The following is a 26392-nucleotide window of genomic DNA, read 5'->3' on the forward strand; positions in this document are numbered from 1 at the left end:
AGAAATATAAAAAATATTAACTAAACCAGGGTACTGAGGCTGATTTACTTGTACTGCTCGAGTCCAGTTTGCTTCAGGAATTCACTGGTACAGAACTCGACGATGTCGTCGAGTGAAGTGACCGCTTTCTCACTTTTCCGATGGTCAGCGAAGTTTTGCAGATAGGTTCCTTTCAATGAGACGACGATCGACCCGTGTTTTTTGGCGTCTGGAGTTCGCGCGGAAATTGAGACGACGTTCGGGAACTGTGCTGCGAGTTCCTCGTTGTTGAACACGACGACTAGCGTACTCTCTGGAATGCGGTCGAGTACGGTTTCAAGCCCCATACTCCGATAATAGTCGGTCCCGAGCGGGAAGAACACGATATCGTGGAACTCGCTTGTCGCTCGCTTTAGGACGTCCTTCTGGATTTGCAGGCGCTCTGCTGAAGCATCGATTTCAGCCGCCTTCTGATTCGCGAATGTAACGTTGTACGGTGGCAGTTCCTCGGTTTCTTCGACGAGGCCGAACCCTGCGCTGATGAACTCTCGTGTGACTTCGTCACCGTGTGTACGGAGTTTGTTTACCGCTTCTGTGATGTAGCGCTGTTGTCTGCCTGCATAGAGGTCTCGCGCGGGAGTGAGTTGATGTCCACCATCAGCATGAATCGCATCAAGCGATGTCGATGCGAGTTCTTCTGCAGTGAGTTCGTCAGTTTCGTCGGGTGTATTCTTCGCCTTCGAGCACTGGTCGATGATGAGGATTCGCAATGGTTCGTCCGTTCCATCACGTCGGTCGTCGATGACCGGTGGTGTGAACCAGGGTTCGTACCCAAGTGTGCCGATTACCTCTTGTCGGAGTTCTGTGGACGAACTATGTACGGACACGGGGCAGCCGATGGTCTCTGTCAGCTCTTTTTCCATCGCCCATGCATCGCCATCAACGTACAGGTGCTGATACCGACCACAGCGTTCTGTGAGCGTTTCACCCATCACATCTGGATCGAGGGAGACGCTCGACGGTGTTTTCTCCCACCACTCGTGGAAACCGGTCGCCGTGACGACCCCGATTTCGGCGACCGGAAGGTCGTGAGTTGCTTCCCAGAACCCTGGCCGTTCTGCTTTGAGGTAGGCTTCGATGGTGTCGTAGTTGGACAGCTCGGACGAGCCCTTGGTTACGACGAGCGTTTTTGGGAGCGCATCGGCGAACTCGTTGTAGAACCGTTTTGTGTTGTGGAACCCACGACGACGGTTTCGGTTGTTGCCTCGGAAGATTGCCACCTCGATGCCATCATATCTCTGTTCTGAGTCACCGGCGGTAATGCCCTCACAAATATTGCAGTTACAACGCTCCCAAGGCCGTTCTTGTAATAGTTCACGGTACTTCGCGAGGAGGCGACTGTCGTCGATCGCTTCCCACGTCGCGTAGGCTTCGACGAGCGGCCAGATGTGATCGACTTTTCCGTACTCGTCATCTTCCTTTTCGAGTTGCTCGATTTCGTCGATGAGCGTTGGTTCCCACTCTTCGAAAATCTCGTACACAGGATGGAGAATCTCTTCGTATTCCTTGAACGGGAGCGGGTCTTCTGCGCTGTCTGCCCGGAGTTTTTTTACTATTTTTCTTGTGATTGGCCCACCGAAATTTGCAATAAATTCGTTACCATATTCGTACCCTTCACCGTATTTTAGTTTTGTGCGTTTTCCGTCCTCGTATATATATTTGCCAAGGAAAGAAGATTCAGTGACGTTCAAATACTTCACATCAAAACAGTCGTCATGACGGGAATCACTCAGAAATTCTTCAATCCCATCAAGTGACTGGCACGCTTTCTCGTGCCAAGTTTGTAACGCCTTTGCGATCGACTCATTTTTGTCGAATGCGCGAAGTGCATAGAGCATCTCCTGCCCACGAAGAGCCTTTTGAATCCCGACCTTCTCCGTGTCTCGATTCGACGCGTATCGAACGCGGAGGGCGTCGTATCGCTCATCGCTGCTCAGGTGGTAGTTGCTGCCACCGGTCCACGCAGCACGAAGCATGCTTGCGCTGTCGAAACTCGTCATGCCGCTTCGGCCCACAGTTTCGAACGCGCCCGTTTTCGCGAAGCCGAAAACGTGCGTATCGATGCGAGTGTTGTTCTCGCGCTCGAAGCGTTTGATTCGCCGGCCAACGTTAGAGACGATGGCCTTTACTTTCTTTTCTGAACTACCGGCGACCCCGCCGATTCCGATGTACTGGAAGCCCATTTCGAGTACGTCACCGACAGCGTCTGCGTACGATTCTGGACTCCAGCCCTGAACTGCCGACATCAGGCGAAACGAGTAGGCTTTCCGTTCGCCATCTTCTTCGTAGCCCTTCTGATAGAGGTCGTACATCTCGCGGGCGTTGCGAAGCGTGAGGTCGTAGCGATACTGCATGTCGTCCTCGCGGTATACGGCGCGTGGGTCGTCGCTAAGTCGATCGATAATGTCTTCAGCCGACCCTTCGAAATCTGCTTCTGTGAAAGGTTCGACAGTCTCAACGCCGTAGATGGAGGGTTCCTCGTCTTTGACGTACTCCGGCCAAGCTCGATCCTTATCCGAGGGGGAGGGCCACTCGTCGACCATGATGTCGACGGCGTCTCGCAATTCGTCCGGTAAGTCCTTCTTTTTCGAAATCTTGCCCGTGAACGCCCGTTCATCGAGGTAGAGGCGCGCTGTGTGGCCAGACCCGAGGACGAGATGGTCGATGGTGACGGCCGTCGTCACATTCATGTCTTCGTAGAATTCGAGCATCTCCTCGTTGTCGTACGGCGGGAAGGGGAGGTCTTTGTACCCCCACGCGCCACAGTCGCAGATGGTTGGGAGCTGCTTCGGGAGCTTCAGGAAGTCATCATTGTATATGCCACTTTTACGGATTTTCTCCGCCTTGGAAGGGGATTCTTCGACCTGCTCCCGTGAGATGAGGAGACCGTCGATCGGCCATTCTTCCGGGCTGTAGGTATTCCAGATATATTGGTGAGGACGGTTTTCTACGTCGTGAGTCGAGTGCTCATCGTGGATAAAATCGTAATCTTTGTCTACCCGGTCCTCCCACTCTGGCACATAGAATCGCACAGATCTACTTCACCTTACAGCAGGTTCTTCGCTCTGCAATAAGATACTGTTGTTTGCCTTTACGCGAGTGGGGAACCAATACCACGCGAGTGACTGATTCGTGAGTTCACTCTAATGTATATCTTCAGAAAAATATTCGAGGATTTTCATTGCTAATCCGCTTCATCAAACATGACAAACGAATTTTTTCTCTATGTACTGCTTCAACTGATTACATTGAGAACTGCTTGAATCGACATTTGTACTTTCTCACAATCCCTGTGCCTACCGAGCTATCCGTTTGCCCATTGGAGTTTCGGTGACGGTAATGGGAGAGACTGACATTAATCCAATTTTTCACCTCCCGTAAATCCTTGGCAGGTCGTACGTCACGCCAGTTTATCTGCCCCTGAGGGGCGAGGGGCTTTGCAGAGTTCCTCATGATACAGAATGGCGACCAGAGACATCTACGAAAAAACGTTCGACGAAGACGTACAGCCAACGAACTCCTGCCCTGAATGCGATGGGCGAATCACCACAAACTCACATGAAACGGTGTGCGACGATTGTGGACTCCTCCTTTCTGACCAAGCCATCGACCTTGGCCCCGAATGGCGGTCGTTCCCTGACGACGAAACGAACTCCGAGCGGACGGGCGAGCCACTCACGCCCTCTCTCCATGACCACGGACTCTCCACTTCGATTGGCGAGTATCGAGACGGCAAGGGTCGCACCCTCTCGCGGAACAAACAACGCCAACTCAGGCGCCTACGCCGTGAACACGGTCGCGCTCGTCGGTCATCCAAACGCGAGCAGAACCAGGTGCGGGGATTCTACGAGATTCGACGCATCATCAGCGGGCTCGACCTCGGAACAAGCATCCGCGACCAGACGTGTGCGCTGTTCAGAACGGCCCAAAACGAAGACTTGCTTCTGGGTCGGTCACTCGAATCGATTGCCGCAGGGTGTGTGTATGCGGTGTGTCGGTGCAGTAACCTCCCGCGTGCAGTCTCTGAAATAGCTCGATACGCACACTGTGACGAAGAATCAGTTCTCCACGCCTACAGCGTGTTGAACAGGGAACTCGGCTTACCAACCCCACCTCGGATTCCTCGGCTGTACGTCCCGCAGTTTGCCTCTGCACTCAACGTCACTCCAGTGGTTCGTCGGCGAGCAGTCGAACTGACAGAGCAAGCCCAATCGACGGACTTGGGCAACGGATGTAATCCGGCTGGGGTGGCTGCGGCGTGTCTCGAACTCGCTGGCAGAGAGACCGGAGTTCGGGTGCTGCAGTGTGAATTGGCAGAGGTGTCGGGTGTGACGGCGGTGACCATTCGGAAGAATCGTGACGCGCTCAGCGAGGTGCTGTGAGATGGTTCGTCCTCTCTTGTGGCTGATTGGGAACGAGCCGACACCCGAGATCGTCTATGAGTGTCGGCGGTGCGGGACGTCCGTCGAACAAACCGAATCGGTGTGTCCGTATTGTGGGCTCAGTGAGATCGCTGTCTACGACCTCAGATGAAAGGACAAACCGTCCTCGAGAGACGGAGTGTTATCCCACTCGGTATCTGACACCCACTTCAGTACGAATCTTGGGTGTGCAGCGAACCATCGGCCTCGTACAGGTGGACTGTGTCACCGCTGTTGTTCCAGACTGGAGAGCCACGACCCCAGTACAGGTCGCCGTCCTGGCTCGAATCCGTGCCACTTCCTGTGTGGAGTCGGCAGCTTCCGTCGCTCGTAATCGTATAGCCACTTGGGAATGAGTAGGTCTTCCCAACCTCGTCTTCGACGGTCCACCCGGTCATGTCCTGGTCGGTTGATCCGGTGTTCGTGAAGTCAACGTATTCGTCGTTGAGGGTTGCACCATCGGCCTGAATCTCCTGAATACAAATTTTCGACGAACAGCCATCTCCAGACGTCGATTGTGAGACGGCGAGGCGTCCATTATCGTCGTAGACGTACGCGGAGTCTCCCCCATTGTTCCAGACACCACCACCCCGACCCCAGTAGAGGTCAGTTGTCGAGTCGGTGCCGCTCCCGGTGTGGACGCGAACCGTTGCACCGGCATCGAGGGCGAACGAATCAGGGAAGGTGTAGTCATTCCCCGCAGCATCTTCGAGGGTGAACCCGGAACAGTCGAGAATACTACTGCCGTCGTTTCGAATATCGACGTATTCGGTCGTCTCGTCGCCATCCTCATTGATGGTTGGAATCGAGAGACTGTACGGTGCTGGGTAGGTGTGTTCGCGGACGACGTCGCCACCAGCCGTCGTAAGGGTCGCCGTATCGCCACCGTTGTTCCACACTGCAGAGCCACGCCCCCAATAGAGGTCGGTCGAGGAATCACTCCCACTCCCCGTGTGGACGCGGACGGTCGCGCCATCAGCGAGCGTAACGCCACTCGGGAAGGTGTAGGTCGTGTCGACGGCATCTGCGAGTTCGAACCCAGAGAGATCGACACTCCCACCGTTCTCGTTTCTCACCTCAACGTACTCGTCGTTGAGCGTCGCACCATCCTCACTGATGGTTGGGATGGTGAGATTCGGCACCGACCACGAGGTGTCTTGGGCGATGTCGCCGTCTGCGTCGTACACGGTACAGGTGTCTGCTGAGACATCCCATCGGAACATTGACGCACCCCAGTAGAGGTCGGTCGCAGTGTCGCTCCCGCTCCCGGTGTGAACTGTGACTGAGTCACCAGCGGCGAGGGTGAACCCGCTCGGGAAGGAGTAGGTATCCCCGTCGCCGTTGGTCATTGTCCACCCGGACATATCGATGGCGTTCGACCCGTCGTTGCTGAGGACGACAGTCTCCTCATTCAACGAATCTACGTTTCGGACAACGTCATCGATTGAGAGGAGGTAGGACGGCGACGCCCCGCTTCCGGAGTAGGCACTCCAGAGCGAGAAGTCGGTCGTGTTCAGATGTGCACTCGTCACGAGAGTGTCCGACCCGACGTTGTTCTCGCTGTCGGTGATCTCATCCTCGTTCAGCCGCAGATCCGTCCCGAGGTCGGCGGCCAAACTGTTCAAGTTCGACTGCTGAGCGGAGGTTGAGGCGGCACTCCCCATCAAGATGACCGCGCCACCGTTATCGATGAAGGAAGTGATTGCAGAGACGTCGGCACTCGAAACGGTATCTTCCGGACTCGTGATGATGATTGCACGCGCATTCGAGAGCGAGGGGCCAGTCGAATCTCCGAGGGTATTGATGCCTGCGAGTTCGATGCCCTGCCCTTCGAGATAGCGTTGATAGAAAACCGTATCCTCTGCAGAACAGGAGTGGTCTGCGCCGAATTGGTGATGGCCACCATCGACGAGCACCATCCCAGAGCGGGTTCCTTCGGTGAGTGAGTCGATGAGGTTCGTTACGAAGACAAAGTGTTCGAGGTGGTCGGATACGCTGTCGTGGTCTTCTTGAATGGGTTGTCCACCGAGCATGGCGAGGTTGTTTGCCGCATCAACTCCCACGAGCGGGATATTACTGCTGTAGGTGACTGCACCCGAACTCTGTGACTGAGTTGCGGTTGATTCAGCCCAGATTGGCGTTCGAGAGTCGGCCAACTGGCCAGCCGTGGTCTTGATGCTCGTCGTGTTCGGGTGGAACGTCTGACCCACGTCGTTGTCTCGGACTTCGGGAGTTGATGACGGATCACTTTGGCTCCAGACATTCAGACCACTCGCACGCGCTGCGTTTTCGGCATCCCAGTACGCGTCGGTGTTGGTCATACTCGCGGAGTACACACGCGCGTATCCCTGCTCGATGGTGTACTTGTTATAGACCGTGTTCATCGACCCATCGGCGGTTCGGTCGTAGCGAATCTTTGCGAGCAATCGGCCGTAGATATCGAGCTCTTCTGATTCAGAGTCAACGGCAATCTGGCAGTTCGTTCCAACAGGGAGTTCTCCCTTGGCGAAGTCAGAGGCGTTGTTCCCCCACGTTTCGAGATATGCCGAGTCTTCGATGCCCTCCCATTCTTCGAGTTTATCGTAGCGTGTGTTCCCCGATTTCTCGGGGGTGTCGATGCCGAGGACGCGGACGTTGTAGACCGTGCCGTCGCTCGTGAGTTTAACGTCGAATGTGTCGCCGTCGATGGTTTTCTCGACGGTCGCGTCGTACCACGTTCCTGGTTCGAGCTGCGTGTCAGCCGCGGTTGCCACGGATGTTCCAAGAGAGACGCCGCCTACTGCACTGCCCAGTAATTTCAGGTAGTTGCGTCGTTGCATTCTACGACACAACCAATTAAACGAACTATAATTAATGTGTATAATATCCCTCCCATGAGAACCAATCTCACCTAGAGATCCCGCTCACAATCAAAATCGGGTTGAGGAGTCGCTCACGGTTGAGCTGATTCTGCTTGCAGGATTTCAAATAGTGGTTTTGCCACAGAGAACCTCTGTATCTGTGTAATGTCGAAGGAACAATCGGTGCATTCGACAGGCACGCGCAAAACGTACCGCATTGGAAGGGGAGTCGAGTGCGTCCATCCCCGAGAACACCGACTGTATCTTGGCCACCAAGGGGAGGGTGCCTACTTTCAATGCAAACTCTGTGAGTCTGTAGTCGTTAGCTACGTAAGCTGAGTACTCCGTTGGCTGACGCTGGGGGTAATCGCTACGCAGGCCACTCAGTGCTCTTTCTCTACGCCGAGTTTATCTGCCCCCAAGGGGTGCGGGGCCACTCACAGGCCTCGCTGTATCCCCATGTCAGAACACATTCTGAACCGATTACAATACACGAATCGCTCGCTGAAACGCGCCCAGTACGAAGCCTTCGAATTCTCGCTCACCGACCGCGGCGTCCTCGTTCGGAACGGGAGTTACGCCGATCCCGAGAATCACGAGTACCTCGTCACGGTCAGAAACGGGGTTCCAACGGACTGTGAATGCCCTGCAAACGCGCGCTTCGAGGGGGCGTGTAAGCACCGACTCGCCGTGGCAATTCGAACACCCATCTTGCAGGCAGCACAGAAAGCCAATCGAATCATGGCCGATGGTGGGGCTGTTGAATCACTCGAATCTGAAGCAGAAGTCGAGTGTGAGATGTGCCTTGAGGAAATTCCGTGTTGGGAGTGCTATCGAACCGGAAAGAAGGAACTACCTGAATAGTTCGTTTGACGGAAAGAGATTAGTGTGCCATTCGAATCTGCTAGACTATGACTCGCAGACAGACGCTCCGGTCGATTCTCACGCGCGAAGAGATCGGGTTCTTCCCGGGTGTCCATGACGCGCTGAGCGCCAAACTCGCTGCCGACCACCCGAGCGTTGAAGGGCTGCAACACTCTGGCTACGGCACAGCAGCTAGCTTACTCGGCCTACCTGACCTTGATTTCACCTCTCTCACCGAGACGGTTGCGACCGTCCGGAACATGGTTCGGGTTGCAGATGAGACCCCGGTCGTCGTCGATGCAGACACCGGTTTCGGGGGCATTGCAAATCTCACGCGGACAGTGAGTGAACTCGAAAATACGGGTGCTGCAGGGTTGTTCATCGAAGACCAAGCCACCCCGAAAAAGTGCGGACTCATGGAAGGAAAGCAACTCATTGAGCCGGGTGAGATGGCTGCAAAAGTTAGCGCAGCGTGTGATAGTCGGCGTGACGAAGATTTCGTCATCATGGCTCGAACTGACTCGTATGCAGACCACGGCGTCGAAGCCGTCATCGACCGAGCGGATATTTACACTGAGGCGGGTGCAGATGCCCTATTCCTTGGTGAAGTCGTCCCCCTCACAGATTTGGAGACCATCTGTTCGGTGGTTGACCTCCCTGTGTACGCCCTCATGGTTCGGATGGAACACGAGGCGTTCCCTCCCGCACACCCTGTTTCGGCGTATGAAGAGGCAGGTGTGGCGTTGGTTTCTGACGTGACGGCTCTGCTCCAAGTAGCGGTTCATCACATGCAGGCGTATTTGGATGCGATGGGCGAACAGCAGGACAATCGTGATATCGAGATGCTGCCATTGAATCAGTTGACCGAATATCTGGGTGCGCCAGAGTACGAAGCGTTCGAGACAGCTCACCGAGACGGTGTGAAGTCGCTCGAACAGGACAGTCAAACCTGAGGAAGAGTGCTTGACAGACCTCCCATGGTGGCGGTGCTATCGAACCGGAAAGAAGGAACTGCCTGAGTAGCCACTCCAAAAATTGACCTATGGATAGAATTATTTATGCTAAACTCAAATTACTGTATATGAGCGAAAGATGGATTCAGAACACGTCGGCGTTTGACCGAGTGAAGAGCGTCGCCCTCACTGTCTCAACTCCGCGGACTGCAGCGTGGATCGCAACGGAAGCCCAGGTGTCAGAAAACACCGCTCGCAGCCACCTTATTCGACTCACAGACCTCGGCATCCTCACCACGTCCCCCACTGACGCTGGAACTGGCTACGCTCCTGACGCCATCTATACTCGCTCCCAAGATATTCGTGAACTCATCCAGGGAAATACCGCAGACCAGCTCGCTGCAAAAGCCGTGGATCTCCAAGAGGAACTTGCTGAGTTCACTGCCTCGTATGGGGTTGATTCGCCAGCTGCACTTCGTACGTCTATCGCAACAGACACTCTCTCGCCAGAGGAGGCACGTGAGCGCCTGGAAGCGGTCTCGAACTGGGAGTATGCGCGGTACCGGCTGTCAGTGGTTCGTGATGCCCTCGAACATTACGATATGTACAGTTCTTCGCGTCCTGCGTCTGCATGACTGACGTGGGTTCTGAGTCGGGTGCTGAGCGCCATCGAATTCTTCGAGAACTTCGCCAACAACTCGAACAGCATCCTGCAGTCGAAGCAGCGTGGGGTGAGCCTGAAGGTTCGTACGCTGAAGTCGTGGCGTCGGTGAATCCGTCTTTCTTCGGACGCGAGACTGAGACGGCAACACTTCGCCTTGTTTGGTATCCCGCTCCAACCTACACTGAGGATGAGTCTGACGCTCACGGGGACGGGTGGATTGAAAATCCACGAACACATTTTGAGGCGATGTTCAAACTCCATTACAGCGAATCAAGTGGCTACGACTGTGGGTTTTACATCGAACCGAATCCACACGTTGAGGGCTGGTTTCATTTCCAGGAACGAGATTCACCGGATACGGAGTACGAGTATGAGCCGTCTCGTCTTGATGCTCGCTCGCCTGTGAGTGCGCTTTGGGAACTGCTTGACCTTCTCGAAGAACGACTAACCGACGTGTCGTAACTGCCAGCTTTTGGGTTCCCCAGGGGTGCGGAACCACTCAGGTAAGTGGCCGCGAATGACCAATGAATTCTACCGAATCAGTGGTGTCGTTCAGCGAAGCCGACACCCGCGCAGACGAGATGCATCGTACCATCGAAACGTGGCTTTCCGACCTCCAGGAACTCACTGACGAGGCGCGAGCCAGCGACGAGTTCAAAGCGTGGCTCAACATCCAGAGTCGATTCCACGAGTATTCGGTGAACAACACGCTGCTCATCAAGCACCAGTGTCCGAATGCGACGAAAGTGGCTGGGTATCGAACGTGGCAATCGGAGTTCGACAGACAAGTGTGCAAAGGTGAATCGGCGATCTGGATTTGGGCTCCATCGATAGCGAGGAGGTGTCCGGAGTGTGGGAACGCGCCGAGTTACCACAAGAAGATTGGGTGCGAGTATGACGAAAAACCAGTCGAAGAGTGGAAACGAGACATTGTTGGCTTCAGGCCCGTACCCGTGTTCGACATCTCTCAGACGGAGGGTGACCCACTGCCTCACCTCGATACCGAAGTAACTGGTGACGGGGCAACCCTCCTTTCGTCACTCCTTGATGCCGCTGACACGCTCGAAATTGACGCTAACCTCGTTTCACCGGACGAGTGGTCTCACGGACGAGCACAGGGCGTGTGTTTGCCGAGAGGAGAACAGCGAGAACAACCTCACGTCTACATCAAACAGCAGTCGAATGAAGCAGCCGTTTCCCACACACTGGTTCACGAATTTGCTCATGCGCTCATTCACACCGATGAATTCGATTCGAGAGAAGAAGCAAAGCGAGAAGTCGAAGCTGAGAGCGTGGCCTACATCGTCAGTCGCTATTGTGGGTTGGATGCGGACAATGCGGCGTTCTATTTGGCGAGTTGGCAACGCGAGGAGGCAGCGGAACTTATGGTGCGATTGAACCGTATCCGAGACACTGTAGTGCGACTGATCGATGCGCTTGAACGACCAATGACCGATTGATGGAGACGGTCCAGTTACGAATCGGGATTTTCAGCGTCTTCTTCCAACAATAAAGAATGCTCCACCTCGGATAGCTACCAAGGCCAGTAGTCCAATCACCATGTCTCGGGGGAAAGGAGCGTCTACTTGAGAGGCGGGAGGACTTTCAGCTGTAGTGGCTGTCGTTGACCTCTCAGATTTGGTTGGTGTAGAAGTATTCTCCTGGGCACCCACTCTGATGAGAAATAATTGGTTCTAGTACGAAAATATTAGTGCTGTTAGCGCGAAGAAACCACCAATGAGTGAAAAAGAACCGACCTGGCCCGACAAGACGGATGCCGCAGAGCGCGTCCGCCACGTTGCGATAACACGGACAGAACCACGCAATGCAGGGTGGATCGCTGACGAAGCCGCTGTCTCACGCGATACAGCAGTCAAGTATCTTGAGCGGATGGTCGATCAGGGAGACCTGGAACGTATTGAAACGAACGACGGAACGAGCTACAAGCCCGATAGTGTCACACAGTTCCTCCGTGAAGTCCGCCAGTTAGCCGAATCGCACTCAGTCGACGACTTGACGCAAGAACTCAACGCAATCGGTGACGAACTTGACGCGTGGAAAGCGACCTACGAGGTCGACTCACTGGCGGAATTGCGTCAGAGTATCGGACGTGAGGATCTCACGGGTGCAGAGCGCCGGGAACGCCTCGACGTCATCGACGAATGGGAGTACAACATCGAGGTGCGTGAATCGATTCAACTCGCGATCAATCTCCAGAGTTCGCTGACGACACTGGGTGCGGAGTCACGTTCGGGTGGTTCGAAGACACTCCCTCAGGAAGGATAGTTGCGGCGATGGTGATTTTTCTTGCTGGTGGTCGAGGGTTCACCCGACGCGAAGGACTTCGTCGGCTCAAAGAACGTATGGAGATGGTTCCAGGGTTCACCCATGTTCGGTATGAGCCGTCTCGCCTTCGTCCGCGGACTGTTGTCGCGGACGTCGATATCGAGATGTTTCTGGGGACATCGTTTCCACGGTCAGTGGGGAAGGTTGAAGTGCTATGGCGGCCGCGAGAAGGGACTGACGTACAGCGTGTACACTGGGCTGACGATGTGGTGAGCCTTGGTTGGCACAAGGACGATGACCATCCAGAGCTTGGGACAACACATTTTCAGTTCGAGGTCGGTGAGGAAGGTGTCCATGAACCGGGGGACATTGAGGTCGAAGCACCGTTGAGTTTTCTTGAGAGCTGCCTGACTCGGCTTCCCGATGCACTCCAGAAAACGACCGAGTGAGAGTCACTGGTTTAGAGAGTCACGAGTAGGCGTCGTTGAATTCGCGTTCGCGGCGCATCAGCTCTTCGACGCCGTGTTCGAGAATATCGCGTCCCATTCGAGTCGGGCGATAGTAGGTGTAAAAGCCCTGACTGTCGGCGGTTCGTCGCTGGCGCTTGTCAACAAGCCCGACCTCGACTAATTCGACGAGATGGTAGTGGAAGTTGTGGGATGCAACGTCAAGCGCGGATTTGAGGTCGGTGGCACTCAGTTCATCATTTGCAATGAGCGTGCGTAGGATGCGAAACAGCGTTGGATGGCCAATCGCCTGTTGCATGTCGAGGTATTCCTCAACCATCAATCCACTCTCCTCTGGGAGCGGTGGTTCCGGTTTTCGAATCCCGTCTCTTGGGCGGCGGTCGCGTTCGGCCATAGATAGCCTCCGGATGAAACGTATTGTGCCTCGCACTTAGTCGTATCCTGCTAATTGGTTGAGTATGCACCCAGTTTCATATCCACAAAGAGAACGAGGAATTCGATAGCTCGATTGAAGTGGGCTCCATTGTCGGTCTACTGCATTCTGCTGCAATCGAAGTCGAAGTTTCTCTCCCAACGGCATCACGAAGTCATTATCGCAATAATCATAATCTATATACTGACCTTCTACGACCGGAAGACAGAATTCGCCACATTCATCGAGGAACACGGGTCAGACGGATACCTGTGCGCTCGAAGTTGTTAGCCAAAAATAACGTATGTCGTTAAATTCTAGATGTTTGTAGATTAATTCACAAATAATATCCGAATTATTCTGGAAGCTGGTAGCTCCGTAACTTAATATGTGAGAACAGCCGATGGTAGACTGTAACACAGTCGCCGGGTTTGCCGTCTCTTGATTGCTGGATTGAGGCCGTTTGCAGGTGGCTTTAGTGATGACAATGACTGCAGAAAACACCAGGGCCACCAATCGGGCCCACCCACAGACCAGTCGCACCGTTTCGCTCACTGCCGTTGGCCGTATCACCGCCCTCTCACTCGCACTCTTGAGTGTCTTCGCTGTCTCACCCGTACTCGCCCAAACAACGGGTGAAGCCTTTTGCACGACCAGCATGGCCGAGACCATCAAAAACGTCTTTACCGTCATCCAATTCGGTGGCCCACTCATCGGTGGCGTCATCGCGCTTGGGGCGACGGTAGCTGTCCCGACGATTCGCCGGTCAGATTATAAACGCGAGCTCAAAGAGGCGCGCAATCAGGCGGTCATCTGGGGAATCGTTGTTGCGCCACTGGGGACGGCAATCGTGCAGTTCCTGCTCAACAACGTCGTTGCAGGTGGCGCAAGTTGCGCGTTCTAAGGACGCCCACAGGTCGCCTCCTCATCGTCTTGGTTGCCGTGTTCGCCACGTCGCTCACCACGACGCTCTCAGTCGGAGCGCCCGCAAACGAGACCGACCACGGCCTGAGTGAAGCGACCTTTCACACGCTCTGGTCGGGAGACGTCGATGCGACGAACGCGAGTACGGTCCAGAATCTGCCTGGCGACGCCCCGGAGATGCGGGAGTTGGCCGCAGTGACGGACATTCCGTTCAACTCCCCACCGAAGGCGGTCGACCAATGGAATCGAGGCGACCTTCAGGACTTCCCCGAGACCGATGCAGATACGTCGATTCACCCACCGAACGCCACCCTCTCAGATGGCGTGTTCATCAAGGACGCCTACGTCGAGATTTTCGCCGTTCAGCCGTCAACACGCGCCCGTCTCGCACCGGACGACCAGCCACTGTACGTTGCGCCGAACGGGAGCGTCCTCGCAACCATCGACTATCGGGTTCAGCGTACGATGCTTGACGAGGCGAGCGGCGAGCGGACGGACGCTCGGTTGCTCGACCATCGAATCGTCGAGACACGCTTGCTCGTTGATGGAGAAGTTGAGACGACCGAAGAAGGAAACCATGCGGCTACACTCTCCTATGAGTCGCTATCTGACTACCCCGGAGAGGAGCACACGCTCACTGTCGAAGCGGACATCGCCGTCGAACTCGCTCCCCAATCGGATTCCTGCGCTGAGGGGTCGTGTAGTGTTCGGACGGAGACGCTCACTGTTCGAGACGACCTCGCGGTCACGGAGTACGACCTCACCGTAGCTGGCTATCGCGGTGTGTATCCGAACGGTGATCTCGGGCTGTACGTCGGAAAGAACCACCCGTGGTTAGGCTATTCGGTACCGGGCGGAGAGGTGAACGGCGTGTGGCGGTTTTACTCAGCCCGCAATAGCGAGTGGGATACGCTCGTTTCGAGTACGGCAGAGGACGATCTCGTCCAGAACTCGTCGCTCCAGCCATTGCAGGTGAACGCCTACCCAATGGAGACGGGGCCGACCGCGGCTCCTCGTGATATCGTCACGATTCAGGGTGTGTATGGAGCAGAAACGACGCCACCTGTGCTCCCCGCAAATGTGCATCTCGACGTGCTCACCGAACCTTACACAGCGAGTTACGCGCTCACTACCCGAACCAACACAGCTGACCACAGTCTCGGGAACGTTACTGCACACGGACTCGTGAGGGGCGTCGAGACTCCTCTCGAAGAGGGGACGTTCATCGACATCCCGATTCACGAGAGCAACCTCTCGCTGTCGGTGGTGAACACGACGGAGGAGACGGTCACCGCCGAAGCAACCCTCCGCGATGCGAAGACGAATGAGCCGATTGCAACCACAGAGCGAGAAGGCTTCCTCGTCATTGCAGGCGAGCGGGTGAACACGAGCGACGACGGCACGGTAACGCACACGTTTTCTCGCAATACAGGGAGTGTATCAGCCAGATTCGAACCAGGACGGTGGTGGGTCGATGGTTCCGGCTACACCACTGATGCCGCGGTGGTGTACGTCGGTGGTGGCCCACTCGCATTCCTCGATACCCTGTTCCGGATTGGCGTGCCCGTCTCCACGTTGCTGTTTGGCGTGTTCATTATCGACCGATTCACTGGATGGCGTATCTGGCCACCGTGGAGGAGGCTGTGAGGATGCCGTCACCACACCCATCCAGACGTGCCTTCTTGCTCACTGGAGCCACTGGTCTCTCGCTATTCGCAGGCTGTACGAGTGGAGACCCACAGTCAGAGCAGCCAACGGGTGAGGAAGGCGACACCGTGTTCGAGAACCTCACCTTCGACGGGCCGTACTTGGTCGTGGAGTTGGTCGCAGACCACGGGGTTTCGCAGGTCAACCTCATCGACCCCGAGGGCAGTCTCTACACGCAGACGAGTGTTGCCACAGGTGAGACGCGAGTGAAACTTCGGTTGTTGGATATCAAACCCGAAGGGAGTGATTACGAGCATTACGAGCCCGGGAGCTACACGCTCGTTGCTGACACTGGAAACGAGTCGTTCTCACGGGAACTCGAACTGCAACCGGAACTCCAGATTGAGGAGATTGCACAGTACACGGACGGAACTGAACCAAGCGACCTTGGGAAATTAGCAGTGACAGTCCGCAATACGGGGAGCGGGCCGACGTGGGTCTATGAGATTGTATACGAAAATGCTCCAAATTTCGGCGCACACCAAGACATTGGTTCCAGTCCTGGTGTGATTCAACTTAGACACCCCACAGAATCTTCGAGTTTAATCATCGAGCCAAATGGAACACAAACATTTGTTAGTTCTTCAGCTGCACTTCTGTTCTCCGACCAAGAGAACCCAGAATGTGGGGGCGAGTACGAGTTTACTCTCATCATTGGACAAGCACTTGGGGAACCGCTGAAACAAGAAATCCGAGCTACAGTAGACGGTGAGGTCACTTCTGCAGGACTCACTGGCGAGTACACATGCAGCAAAGTCTCGGTTGAGATTCTAGGAGGGGACGGATCCAATGGATAGGTTTGGTTCCACCTTCTCGATTGACTTCTTAGTTAGCTTCGTGCAGAGTATGATAGCCCAAGCAGGGACGCCTGAGGGAGAACCCGAATCGAGTGCCCTTGGCGATATTATCGTTTCTGCTCTTCAAGAGCTACTTCGAATTCTGTTCCAACCTGTAACACGAGTTATTGAGAAGAATGCAAACTCATTAGTCGAAATCGTCGTCGGAACTCCACATCCGAACGCGGTGTTCACTCGACCGACGAATGGCGTCTGGCCCAATCTCTATGACTACTATTGGGAGACGATGGTCCCACTCGTGTTGATACTCTGGGCACTCTCAATTGGGCTGGTCATCTTCCTCGAATCGACGAGCTATTTGTTCAGTAACTACCACCGGTCGAAGCTCAAGAAACGCGCCTTCGCGGGCTTGCTGGGCATTCTTTCGTGGTGGTGGATTGCAGCCCTTTCCCTCCAGTTCGTTCACGGACTGACGGGCTTTCTCGTGCCGAATCTGGCTGAGATATCGCTGTTCGAGACGCTATCGTTCGGTTCGATGGGTGTACTTGGACTGGTCGTCTCACTGGCGGTCGATTTTGTACTGTTCATCCTCATTGCGCTCATCTACTTCACGCGCCAGATCGCGCTCTATCTGTTCGTGTTGTTGATGCCGTTGCTCATCGTGTTCTGGATACCAGGTGTTGGCCCATTCACGCTCGCCTCTCGGTTCATGAAGCGTTTGGCGGGCTTTTTCGTCCCGTTCTTGTTCATGACCGTGCCCGTGGCGCTATTGTTCCGTCTTGGCGGCATCCTTGGCAACAGCTTCGAACTCTCGATGGGTGGCATTGGCCTCTGGCTCACCGCACTCGTCATCCCGATTATCGCGGTGATGTCGCCGCTGGTGTTGTTCTGGCAAGCGGGGGCGCTGTTCGTCATGGCAGAGCGCACGTCTCATCATGTGTCCACAAATCAGGCACAGGCCCGAGTCCAGAGGGTTCAACAGCGGGGCAGTGACGCACGCCACGGGAGTCGAAACTTCCTCCGTGGTGTTCGCGGGAAGCCAGCCATTCGACGTGACGGGCAGACACTCCTCGATTCGGGTGGGTCGAGAGCCCACCGTCTCGGGCACAGACTTACGCCATCTTCCACGTCATCAAAGCGTTCTTTCAGAACCGATGGCGGTGGCCTCACGAAGCCAGACGCTCGCAATTCGAATTTTGAGAATCTTGAGACACGGCTTCGGACTGGGCGTCGAGACCGCTCCTCTCGGACAGTACGTGAAAATGCATCGACCGATGACCACGCGGAGGACGAAAAATGAGTACACACGACCCCACCAAACGCATTCCAAAATCCCTCGGTACAGACGCGAAACTGTTCGGAACCTACACGCTGACTGACCTCGCGGTCGCCCTGTTCCCGGGTGTGGTCGTCATCCTGTTGACGCAGGTGCTCGCCCCATCGAGCTTCTCCGTGTTCGGCTATTCCATTGAGACGTTCACGCTCCCACTTGCAGCCGTCGCAATTGCCGTCGGTGTGATATTCGTCTATCTCACGCCGACGTACACGACGAGTCTTGACTGGATAGGGACGTTCATTGGCTACCAACGAAGCGAGAAAGCACTCACCCACGACGAGGCAAAAGAGTACACGCAACTCGAACGCGTGCATCCACGCGCCGGAGCTATCGAGCGAACGGATGGAACGGTCATCGGGATGGTGCAGGTTGACCCACCCTCGATGGCACTCGCAACGGACGACGAATGGCGACAGAAGGCCGAGTCGTTCCAGGATTTCCTGAACACGACCGTCGAGTTCCCAATCCAGATTTTCTCGACGACACAGGCGTTTCCGATCGAGGAGTACCTCGGACGGTATGAAGCACGCCTCACTGACCCGGACGTGAAAGCCAATTCTCGGCTGGGAGAACTCATTGAGAACTACATCGACTGGTACAGACAGGATCTTGACCAGCGCCGGATGACGATTCGTGACCACTACCTCATCGTCACGGTCGCACCGACCGATGTGCAGTTCGAACGCGAGAGTTTGACGCAAAAACTCGCCGCGCTTCCACTGCTTGGCCTGTTCGTACGTGCCGCGTTCGCGCCACGCGTTGAAGAACAACGTGAGGCGATGTTCGACACGTTGGATGAGCGATTGCGGCGTGTGGAAACCGGACTGCGGGGAATCGAAGGCTGTGGCGCACGACGGATCTCTGCAGAAGATGCCACCCGACTCATTGGGGAGTTCTGGGCTGGTGGCTCGCGCGAGTATGGCGATATGTCTCGGGTTCTCCGCACGCGACCGCTCGTTGGAGGTGTCGGTGAATGATTCGTGACTGGCTTCCATTCGTCGGCAACAGTGACTCGAACGAGCCATCTGAAGACACCGGAAACGGTGGTGGCCACGGCGACGCCGACCTCGATTCGATTCCAGATATTCACCAGTCGGTGGTGTCGCCGTCGAGTATTGAACGCACGCCCAACGCCATCAAGACGGGCAACCAGTGGGCACAGACGTTGTGGGTGGGTGAGTATCCAGATGCGCCGGTTGATGGTATCTTTGAACGGCTGTATTCGGCCCCTGAGTCACGGCGGACGGACATTAGTTTGCACATCGACCCACGGAACACGCATTCGACGCTGGATTCCTTGGAGAATCGAATCGAGGATCTCGAAGCCGATTACGAGTATCTTGCCGACAAGCGACGAGCGGGCGCTCGGGGCGTCAGGAAAGATTTGGAAGACTACCAGGAGTTGTACGACGTGCTCAGGAACACGTCGATGCGGGCATTCGACGTCTCGATGTACCTCACTGTTCGAGGGGAGGATACAGACACCCTTTCGAACGATGTGGATGCCGTTTCCAACACAGCACGCCAGTCACCCGCGAATCTGACACCTGTTACGCCACGATGGGCACAACTCGATGCGCTCGTCTCGGGGAGTCCGGTTGGTGTTGACCGACTCAACCACTCCCTCGATGCGACGACGCCCATGCTGGGTGGCGCACTCGGGGCGATGTTTCCCTTCCTCGCAGGCGCGTTCGCAGAACCCGGCATCGAGTACGGAACCTACGCACTCAATGAGAGTCCGATCATCTTCGACCGGTTCAATAGAGAGACTGGCTACTGCATGATGACGATTGGGCAGTTGGGTGCGGGCAAGTCGTTCTCGACGAAACTGCAGCTCGTTCGCCGGGCGATGTACGACGAGGATACCATTCTCGTCATGCTCGACCCGCTCGGTGGGTTTGCAGGCGTGAACGCGGCACTGGGCGGTGAGCGTGTCACGGTTGGTGGAACGCGGGCGTTCAATCCGCTCGAACTTAGAGCCACGCCCGAACACGTCCTCGGAGCGGTGCCGGACATCGACCCATGGGCCGAACAGATCGGATGGGTGCTCACGTTCTTTGAGACGTTCTTCACGCACATCGCGACCAATCCGCTCGGCGACCGCAAACAGACCCTGCGGCGGGCGGTACAGGAAGCCTACGCCCGGGCAGGAATCACGCGCGACCCACAGACGCACAACAAGCCATCTCCGACGATTCCGGATGTTATTACTGTCCTCGAAGCACTCCTCTCCGACCCCGAGTCGTTCGGGTACGTGACGCGCGGTGAGCAAGAGAGCGTGCGAGGCGATGTCCAATCGTTGTTGAAGGATTTGCGTCCTTCGTTCCGTGCGGATGGCGACCTTGCGAATCTTACCTTGCCAACGGAGTTTGACTTGGATTCGAAGGTCATATATCTGGATTTACAGCAAGACGAGGGAACCCATGGGCGAATGGAGACGAGCTTGATGATGCAAGTGTTGTTTAACGCCGTCTATGAACGGGCGAAACAGACGGAAAAGAAGGTGCAGTTCGTCATCGACGAGTCGCATTATCTGATGAACGACGCAAGTTCATTGGACTTCCTTGAGACCGCGGTAAGACACAGTCGTCACTACGACCTGTCGTTGCATTTCATCTCGCAGACTGGCGGAGAGTTTTCGCTCACGCCTGCGGCGAAGACCATCGCTAACCTGTGTTCGGTGACGATGATTCATCGGGTGCAAGAAGAGGCTGAGAAACTCGCGTCGTGGTTTGGGTTGAGCGAACGCGAGGTGAACTGGGTGCGCACGGCGAAAGCGGGCAACGAAGAAGATGGGTTCTCAGAAGCACTGCTTGGTGTAGCCGAAGAAGGATGGTTTCCGATTCGCGTTCGAGCGAGTGGGTTCGAGGCTGCGGTCGTTGATGGCAAAACCAACCAAGACTCATCGAAGGAGTCCGTGGTCGGATTCGACCACGTCCATTCAATGTCCTCTCAGGCGCGGACGGATGGGTCGGGATGAGCCAACGGGAGAACTACATTCAAAGGCGCTGTTGAATCACTCACAAATTGACAGAAATGGCTTGCTGTATGTAGAGGGTGTATGCAGCACCGGCTCACGATACATCCACGAGGTGAAGCGGGCGTCACAGCGACGCTCAGCAGTCCGGTTGGTGCCCGAGTAGAAGGGTTGGGCAGTCGTTCTGAACGCCCCATTGATTGAGTAGTGGCTGCGTCCCAGATTTCAGTGGTGAGTAGCCGAGAAGAGGAGGTCGGGACAGCATCTCCCGACCAGTCGGCGGACGGTGGACGAACTGCGCTCCCGGCCGGCGCGTTGGAAATCGACATGGACAGCGCGCCGTCCTACGCAGCCGTTACCTCCGTGAGTTCCAAGTTCTCGTCGATAACGTAGCTGAGTTCTCCACCCTCATACGTGAGTGTCACGCGGACAGCCGGGGGGTCTACTGAGACAACCGATTGGGTCAGTTTCCCAACAGGCCAGAGCCCTGGTCGCCGCATCATCTTCGTCTCCGGCTCGTAGGTGAACGGAACGCCACGCTCGATATATATTGAACTGACGGCCGGATGAAGACTCATCAGATAACTCACCGGCCCCCCAATCCAGTGCTTGCAGACGACACATTCCAGATGTAGATACGCCTCAAACCGCGTCCCACAATTATCACAGACCCCCTCCGAATCGTGATCGTCACAGATGACCAGCGACCGAGCCACGACACCGAGGCACGTGGAACAAACCCCCTGAATGAGACACTCCTGTTTAGTCTTTTGTCGTGTCCTGACCGCATCAGCCACCTCAACCAGGTCACGGCCGGCGAACGCTGAACGGGTGGTATCCGAATAGGAAAGGAGCCCAGGCGGTTGGGACTCGTTCTGGTGAAAGGCGCCCGAACACTCGGTACAACAATGGAAGAGTTTCCCATCATCGTATCGGAGTTCAGCCGTTCCGTCGCAGATCCAACAGGAGTTTGGAACTGCGACCGGATTCGGGGCTGGGTTCTCGACGCCGACGGTACCGACGACAGCCCGGATGATCTCGCTTCCGGCCCCCGTAATCGTGTACCCGGCGTCTCCCTTCCGCACGAACTCCCCGACAAGCTGTTCCAGGTGGTAACTGAACTGTCCGGAGTCACGCATACCCACCCGCTCTCGGAGTTCCGAGAACGTCACGCGAGAGGACGCATATGATCCTGAATCATAACGATCCTGACTCTCCCATAATTCATAGAGGATGGCGAGACGTGTTTCGTTCCCGAGTATAGAGAACGCTGTACTCGCTCGCTTGCGTATGGCGGCCGAGTCCACGGCTGTTCTCTGCTCCGTGTCCATGGCCACTACAGGACGGGTAGTAGCATAAACACGTGTCACTCAAAAACAACAGCCAAATCGCGGTGACGTCTGCAAGACTCGCGCCCTGTATGCAGCACGCCCGCTGAAACCCACCCAGATGCTGTCAGAAGCGGCGTGCCTTCCTTGGCGGATTCAGTTCGATTGGTCTTGCAGGACTTGCTGGTTGTGCCGGAATATTCGGAAGCAGTCGAGGTGCGACTCTCCTTGAAGATGCATACCTCTTTGTCACAAGAGGCCCTCCCTGTAAGGGAGGTCATCAGTATCCATGAAACCCAATTTTAGCCAACATTCTCGGCGAACAGTACTCAGACACGGTGCCGTGCTCGCAGGCGCAGGTGTGCTCGGTCTCGCCTCGTCTGGAAGTGCAGCTGCCAGTCCCGGTAAACCGGAGTTCAGTCCCCGAGTGTGGGGCGATGGTGAGCAGTGGGGCACCAAAGCCACGGGGACGTTCGAGGAACCGGAAAAGAAACACAATCTCGACAAACTGTTCGTTCTCACGACTGATCACGAGCATCCGCCCGATCACCAGCATCAGCATCAGGATCACCACCCTCACCCGCTCCCGGGCGGACAGCTCCCCGTTTCCGAGGCCGCACCGGGGAATCCAGCGTACAACGGTGGTCGCTGGTGGACGCATACGGCGACGTGGACGCATCAGGGGATTCACGACCACGGCGGCTCCGTGCCGCTCCTCACCCGGTACGGACCGGTGGACGATCCCACTTCAATCCTCTTCCACGAGAACTTGGGACATATCGAGATTACGGAGGGGGCACCTGACGACACGCCGGACTTCTTCCGGTGCCCACTGTTACCCGCCAAAGACGAATAACGGACCGCTCCCTTGGCGGGACAGACGGTTTTTTGCGAATCCTAAATTCGATGGGGGTAGCACCGCGAACCGTTCGTCTGAACGTGAGTTGCGCTACCGACGCCAGCCCGTATCGGTCATTGTCTTCACCTGAGCGCGTCACTCCGCGTCTAAACAAGGCCCATCCTCTGTATTTCGCACGCCGATACCGACAGAGTGCAGGTACTACACGCTTCGGTACGGGATCTCGCATCTCTGTATCTAACGATAAAATCCGCAGATTGCGACCACTTGCCCGTGACCGAGACGCGCCCTCTATTCAGCACTACCACAGAAACCTACCCGGACACTGTCAGAAGCGGCGTGCAACACTCAGAGGCTGTATTCAGCACGGCCAGTTTGACAGCTTGTTGGTGAGTTTATCGAAGCCTGCTGAATACAGAGGATGCAGGCGGCAGATTTGTATCATCAGACCTTCTGGATGCAAGGATCGGTCACGACAGGGTATCCTCTACATGCCACCGCCGCATGTGATCAGCGTGGGTATCGAGGTAGGCCCCCGGTTGGTAATGTGAGTCGTAAAACTTCGTATCGAGATGGTGGGCCTGAACGTAACCGGGGAGTACCATCGTCGGAATCGTTCCCGGGAACTTCCCGTGTTTGTCGTATACATATTGGACGATTTCGGTCAGACAGTCCACCATCTCATCACTATACGGAGAAACGGTCTGTTTGACCTTGTCACTCTCTTTCCAAGGACCCCCTGTTCGCGGATCGTAGGCGCCTTCGGGGCCGAACTTCCGCTCTACGAACTCCTCGACCGCTGCACGCATATTAGGATAATACGGCGGACAAAGCCCCTCAAAGACGCCATCGAGTCCGACTGGATTGGGAGCGGTCCAGTCCTCGTCCTCGACGAAGGTGAATCCGAGCCCCTCGATGCCTTTAGCGGTTGGTGACCCGAGGACGCTCAAATCGCTGAGTCCAGTGAAGAACAAGCCACCGAGGCCCATCGCCTGCAACGTCAGGACGATATTGTGCCCGATAAACGCAACTTCCGCGCAGTTCGACGAGTACGTGAACCGTTCGAGGAAGGACAAGGGGAAGACCTTGTCCTCTTCAAGCAATCCGGACCGGATAAACGGCGCTAAGTCTCCCGCGGGTTCGCCGACATCATCGTCGGCGATGAGATAGCCATTTTCAACAAACAGGGAAAGTAAGCCGAGCATTTGCTCGCTGGCGTCGGCCACTGGCATAAACAGTGTCGACCCCGGGCTATTAGCCCACCAGTGATTGGGCTCTAAAATATGTCCGGGAGCGGCGGGGAGGTCTAGTCTCGAATCCGACAGCTGCTCGGTCTGCTCCCGGGACACCGCGATGATCTGTTCGGCATCGTTGTCGATATCGTTCAACTCGCGGGCTCGGTCGGGATTTACGTCCCGAGTGTTGGTCACGTACGTGCCGTCGTCGTCCGTATAGAACAACACTGGTGTCCCGATACCGGCTGCTGTCGGTGCAGTACGACCTGTAAACCGCACCGTATAATCCGCATGCTCATCAGGCCGGGCTGGTCCGAATGGAAGGCCGAAACTCCAACCCGTGACCCCTGTGCCCGCCGCAACGAGGACGGATTGTTCGAGGTCACTGAGGGGGTGCGGATCAGCGTCAGATTCGAAGGCCAATGGACCGGACGGAATCTCCATCCCGAGACCGAAGCGGCGGGCACGCCGCCCGAAAATGGCCTGGAGCAGTGGGTACTCGAGCAAATCGGTAAGCGATTCTGTGGGTATAGACATTGTGAAACACTAAAGACTACGCGAGGAAACCATGTGAATATGCCGCACGTTCACGTAGATGTCGTGTTACGAGTGACTGAGTGAACTCCGTCCAACGAGTAGAACCTCTTGCTGAATATGCGCCTGCTATTCAGCACGGTCGTAGAAATCTCACCAATCCCTGTCAATAGTGCCGTGCAACATACAGAGCGTGTATCTCTCACCCCACAAGAAACATACCCGCATCGGGAATAGCCCCAGTATGGAACAGACGCTGTTCACCTATGTCAAAGGGATTGCATTCCTCGTCGCGTTCATCATGCTGTTGTACCCCCTTATTCTTCTCGTCCAAGTGTTCACGGGGACAGTAACATAGTCGCTCGGCCAGATTGTGGTTCTTTCACTCATCTCCCTCCTCGCTTGGGTATGGGTGATTCGGCTCTATCGGAGTGCCGACCTTGGTAGCGTGAAAATGAACGCAACCGAGTGAGACTCGAAAACAGAACTGCTGCACTTGCGCGCTATATCGTGCACGGATATCAAAACCTCTTGTCGAACTGGTGGAACAATCGGTGACTCACAGACCCAGACCGGTACTATATTCCAACGTTCCGAATCCGGTACCCATTGACTCGTCGTTGATTGACGTGCCGCCGACGTTTCCGGTGAGTCCGGTCATCCGGAACATGAACTCGTTGTAACTCCAGTGAAACGCAAGCCGACCACCGAGTCTCGAACGGTCGAGCCAGTTTCGCGCATGGCCATAGGTCCGGGCAACGAACCGCACGTAATCGCCCTCCTCGTTCTCGACGCGAACGTTGAAGTCAGGGTGCTCGCCAGTGCCCAGTATTGGCTCGACAGTAACCGTATCGAACTCGACATGCCCATCTTTTGAACCCCAGTTCCAGAACCCAGATTGTCGAAGGGGTATCGTCAGGCGTTCGAGTCTGTCCGAGGAGAAGAATTTGTAGCCCCGTCGGAAGAGTTGTGGCCCGATAAACGGAATCAATACGGAAAACGAGGTCCCGTCTGGGAAGATTGCCCATACCCACTTCCAGGGTAACAGCGGCATGTCGAAACACACGCGCTGGAAGTAACATGATCCGGACAGCGTCTCGGGGCCGTCGGGCAGATCAAAATCCCCTTCGAACTCCATCCAGCGCCAAGCGACGACCTCGGCGCCACCAAGCGGTGTGTCGATATCCAGTGAGTGGTGTGGTGAGGTCATCTTCGAGTTCAGGTCGCCCCACGCCTCGAACTCCGCCTCGGCGTCGTCACCGATGACGTGAACTTTCAGACCGAGGGGGCGGTTCGAGAGCGCTGTGATCTCGCTTCCGCGTCTGGTGCCGTCCTCGCGGTCTGCCCAGGCTTCGAGACGCTGGTCCTCTCGAGAGAGCACCGCTTCGGCTGGTTGCCTGACGACGTGGTCGTGGACCACGTCCCCGTCGCCGGTCCAGCCGACCGTCGTCACGTCGAATCTGTCCACGCCGTCGACGACGGGTCGGTCAGCGTCCATTCCCCGGGGCGGAAGGTCGTTCACACGGGACTGGTCACCCACACAGGCAGCTATCGAGAACATGAGCTGTTTCGGCCCGTACCCCTCCTCGCCCTCTGGGAACAGGAGAAAGAACCACCAGGACGAGGACGTCCCGTTCTGTCGCTCGGGGTTCTGCCACCATATCTTCTCGAAAACACGCCGGTGCTCGGCGAGGGTCCTGTCTGCGAACGCGTCGGTCATTGACTTACCTCCCGCTGGGGTGCTGAATT

General features: G+C 55.9%; 20 protein-coding genes. 14 read left to right on the top strand and 6 right to left on the bottom strand.

All coding sequences use genetic code 11. The annotated features are described in order from the left end of the window. Positions 1-44: 44 nt before the first annotated feature. Complete coding sequence (locus V5N13_RS15905; RefSeq protein ID WP_336361605.1) at positions 45-3059, bottom strand: queuine tRNA-ribosyltransferase tRNA-guanine transglycosylase; 3015 nt, start codon at positions 3057-3059, stop codon at positions 45-47. Between the two features lie 441 nt (positions 3060-3500). Here V5N13_RS15905 and V5N13_RS15910 point away from each other — a divergent pair, with 441 nt between their 5' ends. Then, positions 3501-4421: a transcription initiation factor IIB gene (locus tag V5N13_RS15910; protein WP_336361606.1), complete on the top strand. Its 921-nt coding sequence runs from the start codon at positions 3501-3503 to the stop codon at positions 4419-4421. A gap of 209 nt (positions 4422-4630) precedes the next feature. Here V5N13_RS15910 and V5N13_RS15915 read toward each other — a convergent pair whose 3' ends face one another. Continuing rightward, positions 4631-7279, bottom strand: coding sequence for a lamin tail domain-containing protein (locus tag V5N13_RS15915; protein ID WP_336361607.1), 2649 nt, complete (start codon positions 7277-7279; stop codon positions 4631-4633). A 480-nt stretch (positions 7280-7759) separates the two neighbouring features. On the opposite strand from V5N13_RS15915, the gene V5N13_RS15920 reads away from it, so the two are divergent. From V5N13_RS15920 to V5N13_RS15945, 6 genes are all read left to right on the top strand, one after another. After that, positions 7760-8164: an SWIM zinc finger family protein gene (locus V5N13_RS15920; RefSeq protein ID WP_336361608.1), complete on the top strand. Its 405-nt coding sequence runs from the start codon at positions 7760-7762 to the stop codon at positions 8162-8164. 47 nt (positions 8165-8211) lie between these two features. Further along, on the top strand, positions 8212-9117 hold the full coding sequence (locus V5N13_RS15925; protein WP_336361609.1) for an isocitrate lyase/PEP mutase family protein: 906 nt from the start codon (positions 8212-8214) through the stop codon (positions 9115-9117). Positions 9118-9245: 128 nt separating this feature from the next. Further along, entirely contained in the window at positions 9246-9752 is a 507-nt protein-coding gene (locus tag V5N13_RS15930; protein ID WP_336361610.1) for a DUF7342 family protein, read from the top strand. Beyond that, positions 9749-10243, top strand: a complete 495-nt coding sequence (locus V5N13_RS15935; RefSeq protein ID WP_336361611.1) for a hypothetical protein — start codon at positions 9749-9751, stop codon at positions 10241-10243. Before V5N13_RS15930 ends, V5N13_RS15935 begins: the two co-directional genes overlap by 4 nt. 62 nt (positions 10244-10305) lie before the next feature. Continuing rightward, entirely contained in the window at positions 10306-11241 is a 936-nt protein-coding gene (locus tag V5N13_RS15940) for an ArdC-like ssDNA-binding domain-containing protein (protein ID WP_336361612.1), read from the top strand. A gap of 277 nt (positions 11242-11518) precedes the next feature. After that, a complete protein-coding gene (locus V5N13_RS15945; RefSeq protein WP_336361613.1) occupies positions 11519-12067 on the top strand; it encodes a DUF7342 family protein in 549 nt (182 codons plus the stop codon). Positions 12068-12535: 468 nt separating this feature from the next. Here the strand turns inward: V5N13_RS15945 and V5N13_RS15950 are convergent, their stop codons facing one another. Further along, the gene (locus V5N13_RS15950) at positions 12536-12928 is read right to left on the bottom strand and encodes a winged helix-turn-helix domain-containing protein (RefSeq protein ID WP_336361614.1); all 393 of its coding nucleotides are present in this window, start codon (positions 12926-12928) and stop codon (positions 12536-12538) included. 499 nt (positions 12929-13427) lie between these two features. On the opposite strand from V5N13_RS15950, the gene V5N13_RS15955 reads away from it, so the two are divergent. The 6 genes from V5N13_RS15955 (at position 13428) to V5N13_RS15980 (ending at position 20690) form a co-directional block, all read left to right on the top strand. Further along, positions 13428-13850 (top strand): hypothetical protein, encoded by a 423-nt coding sequence (locus tag V5N13_RS15955; protein WP_336361615.1) that lies wholly within the window; start codon positions 13428-13430, stop codon positions 13848-13850. Further along, positions 13838-15517 carry a hypothetical protein gene (locus V5N13_RS15960; protein WP_336361616.1) on the top strand — a complete coding sequence of 560 codons (1680 nt, stop codon included), beginning with the start codon at positions 13838-13840 and terminating at the stop codon, positions 15515-15517. The genes V5N13_RS15955 and V5N13_RS15960 overlap by 13 nt, the downstream gene beginning before the upstream one ends. Positions 15518-15645: 128 nt before the next feature. After that, positions 15646-16374, top strand: a complete 729-nt coding sequence (locus tag V5N13_RS15965; RefSeq protein WP_336361617.1) for a hypothetical protein — start codon at positions 15646-15648, stop codon at positions 16372-16374. Next, entirely contained in the window at positions 16367-17674 is a 1308-nt protein-coding gene (locus V5N13_RS15970) for a hypothetical protein (RefSeq protein ID WP_336361618.1), read from the top strand. The genes V5N13_RS15965 and V5N13_RS15970 overlap by 8 nt, the downstream gene beginning before the upstream one ends. Further along, positions 17671-18687, top strand: a complete 1017-nt coding sequence (locus tag V5N13_RS15975; RefSeq protein WP_336361619.1) for a hypothetical protein — start codon at positions 17671-17673, stop codon at positions 18685-18687. The genes V5N13_RS15970 and V5N13_RS15975 overlap by 4 nt, the downstream gene beginning before the upstream one ends. After that, positions 18684-20690 (top strand): VirB4 family type IV secretion system protein, encoded by a 2007-nt coding sequence (locus tag V5N13_RS15980; RefSeq protein ID WP_336361620.1) that lies wholly within the window; start codon positions 18684-18686, stop codon positions 20688-20690. Before V5N13_RS15975 ends, V5N13_RS15980 begins: the two co-directional genes overlap by 4 nt. Positions 20691-21031: 341 nt before the next feature. Here V5N13_RS15980 and V5N13_RS15985 read toward each other — a convergent pair whose 3' ends face one another. Further along, positions 21032-22018, bottom strand: a complete 987-nt coding sequence (locus V5N13_RS15985) for a winged helix-turn-helix domain-containing protein (protein ID WP_336361621.1) — start codon at positions 22016-22018, stop codon at positions 21032-21034. Positions 22019-22304: 286 nt separating this feature from the next. On the opposite strand from V5N13_RS15985, the gene V5N13_RS15990 reads away from it, so the two are divergent. Continuing rightward, positions 22305-22871: a hypothetical protein gene (locus tag V5N13_RS15990; protein WP_336361622.1), complete on the top strand. Its 567-nt coding sequence runs from the start codon at positions 22305-22307 to the stop codon at positions 22869-22871. 473 nt (positions 22872-23344) lie between these two features. Here V5N13_RS15990 and V5N13_RS15995 read toward each other — a convergent pair whose 3' ends face one another. Together V5N13_RS15995 and V5N13_RS16000 are read right to left on the bottom strand one after the other, a co-directional pair. Next, the gene (locus V5N13_RS15995; RefSeq protein WP_276275295.1) at positions 23345-24646 is read right to left on the bottom strand and encodes a hypothetical protein; all 1302 of its coding nucleotides are present in this window, start codon (positions 24644-24646) and stop codon (positions 23345-23347) included. 556 nt (positions 24647-25202) lie between these two features. After that, complete coding sequence (locus V5N13_RS16000) at positions 25203-26363, bottom strand: hypothetical protein (protein ID WP_336361623.1); 1161 nt, start codon at positions 26361-26363, stop codon at positions 25203-25205. Between the last annotated feature and the right edge of the window lie 29 nt (positions 26364-26392).

Origin of the sequence: Haladaptatus sp. ZSTT2, from assembly GCF_037081775.1 — an archaeon.
GTDB lineage: Archaea > Halobacteriota > Halobacteria > Halobacteriales > Halococcaceae > QDMS2.

Coding starts and splice junctions, on each gene's coding strand:
- V5N13_RS15945 (WP_336361613.1), top strand. CDS start 11,519: ATGAGTGAAAAAGAACCGACCTGGCCCGACAAGACGGATGCCGCAGAG.
- V5N13_RS15935 (WP_336361611.1), top strand. CDS start 9,749: ATGACTGACGTGGGTTCTGAGTCGGGTGCTGAGCGCCATCGAATTCTT.
- V5N13_RS16000 (WP_336361623.1), bottom strand. CDS start 26,363: ATGACCGACGCGTTCGCAGACAGGACCCTCGCCGAGCACCGGCGTGTT.
- V5N13_RS15925 (WP_336361609.1), top strand. CDS start 8,212: ATGACTCGCAGACAGACGCTCCGGTCGATTCTCACGCGCGAAGAGATC.
- V5N13_RS15950 (WP_336361614.1), bottom strand. CDS start 12,928: ATGGCCGAACGCGACCGCCGCCCAAGAGACGGGATTCGAAAACCGGAA.
- V5N13_RS15910 (WP_336361606.1), top strand. CDS start 3,501: ATGGCGACCAGAGACATCTACGAAAAAACGTTCGACGAAGACGTACAG.
- V5N13_RS15985 (WP_336361621.1), bottom strand. CDS start 22,018: ATGGACACGGAGCAGAGAACAGCCGTGGACTCGGCCGCCATACGCAAG.
- V5N13_RS15995 (WP_276275295.1), bottom strand. CDS start 24,646: ATGTCTATACCCACAGAATCGCTTACCGATTTGCTCGAGTACCCACTG.
- V5N13_RS15940 (WP_336361612.1), top strand. CDS start 10,306: ATGAATTCTACCGAATCAGTGGTGTCGTTCAGCGAAGCCGACACCCGC.
- V5N13_RS15970 (WP_336361618.1), top strand. CDS start 16,367: ATGGATAGGTTTGGTTCCACCTTCTCGATTGACTTCTTAGTTAGCTTC.
- V5N13_RS15915 (WP_336361607.1), bottom strand. CDS start 7,279: ATGCAACGACGCAACTACCTGAAATTACTGGGCAGTGCAGTAGGCGGC.
- V5N13_RS15990 (WP_336361622.1), top strand. CDS start 22,305: ATGAAACCCAATTTTAGCCAACATTCTCGGCGAACAGTACTCAGACAC.
- V5N13_RS15975 (WP_336361619.1), top strand. CDS start 17,671: ATGAGTACACACGACCCCACCAAACGCATTCCAAAATCCCTCGGTACA.
- V5N13_RS15930 (WP_336361610.1), top strand. CDS start 9,246: ATGAGCGAAAGATGGATTCAGAACACGTCGGCGTTTGACCGAGTGAAG.
- V5N13_RS15955 (WP_336361615.1), top strand. CDS start 13,428: ATGACAATGACTGCAGAAAACACCAGGGCCACCAATCGGGCCCACCCA.
- V5N13_RS15920 (WP_336361608.1), top strand. CDS start 7,760: ATGTCAGAACACATTCTGAACCGATTACAATACACGAATCGCTCGCTG.
- V5N13_RS15980 (WP_336361620.1), top strand. CDS start 18,684: ATGATTCGTGACTGGCTTCCATTCGTCGGCAACAGTGACTCGAACGAG.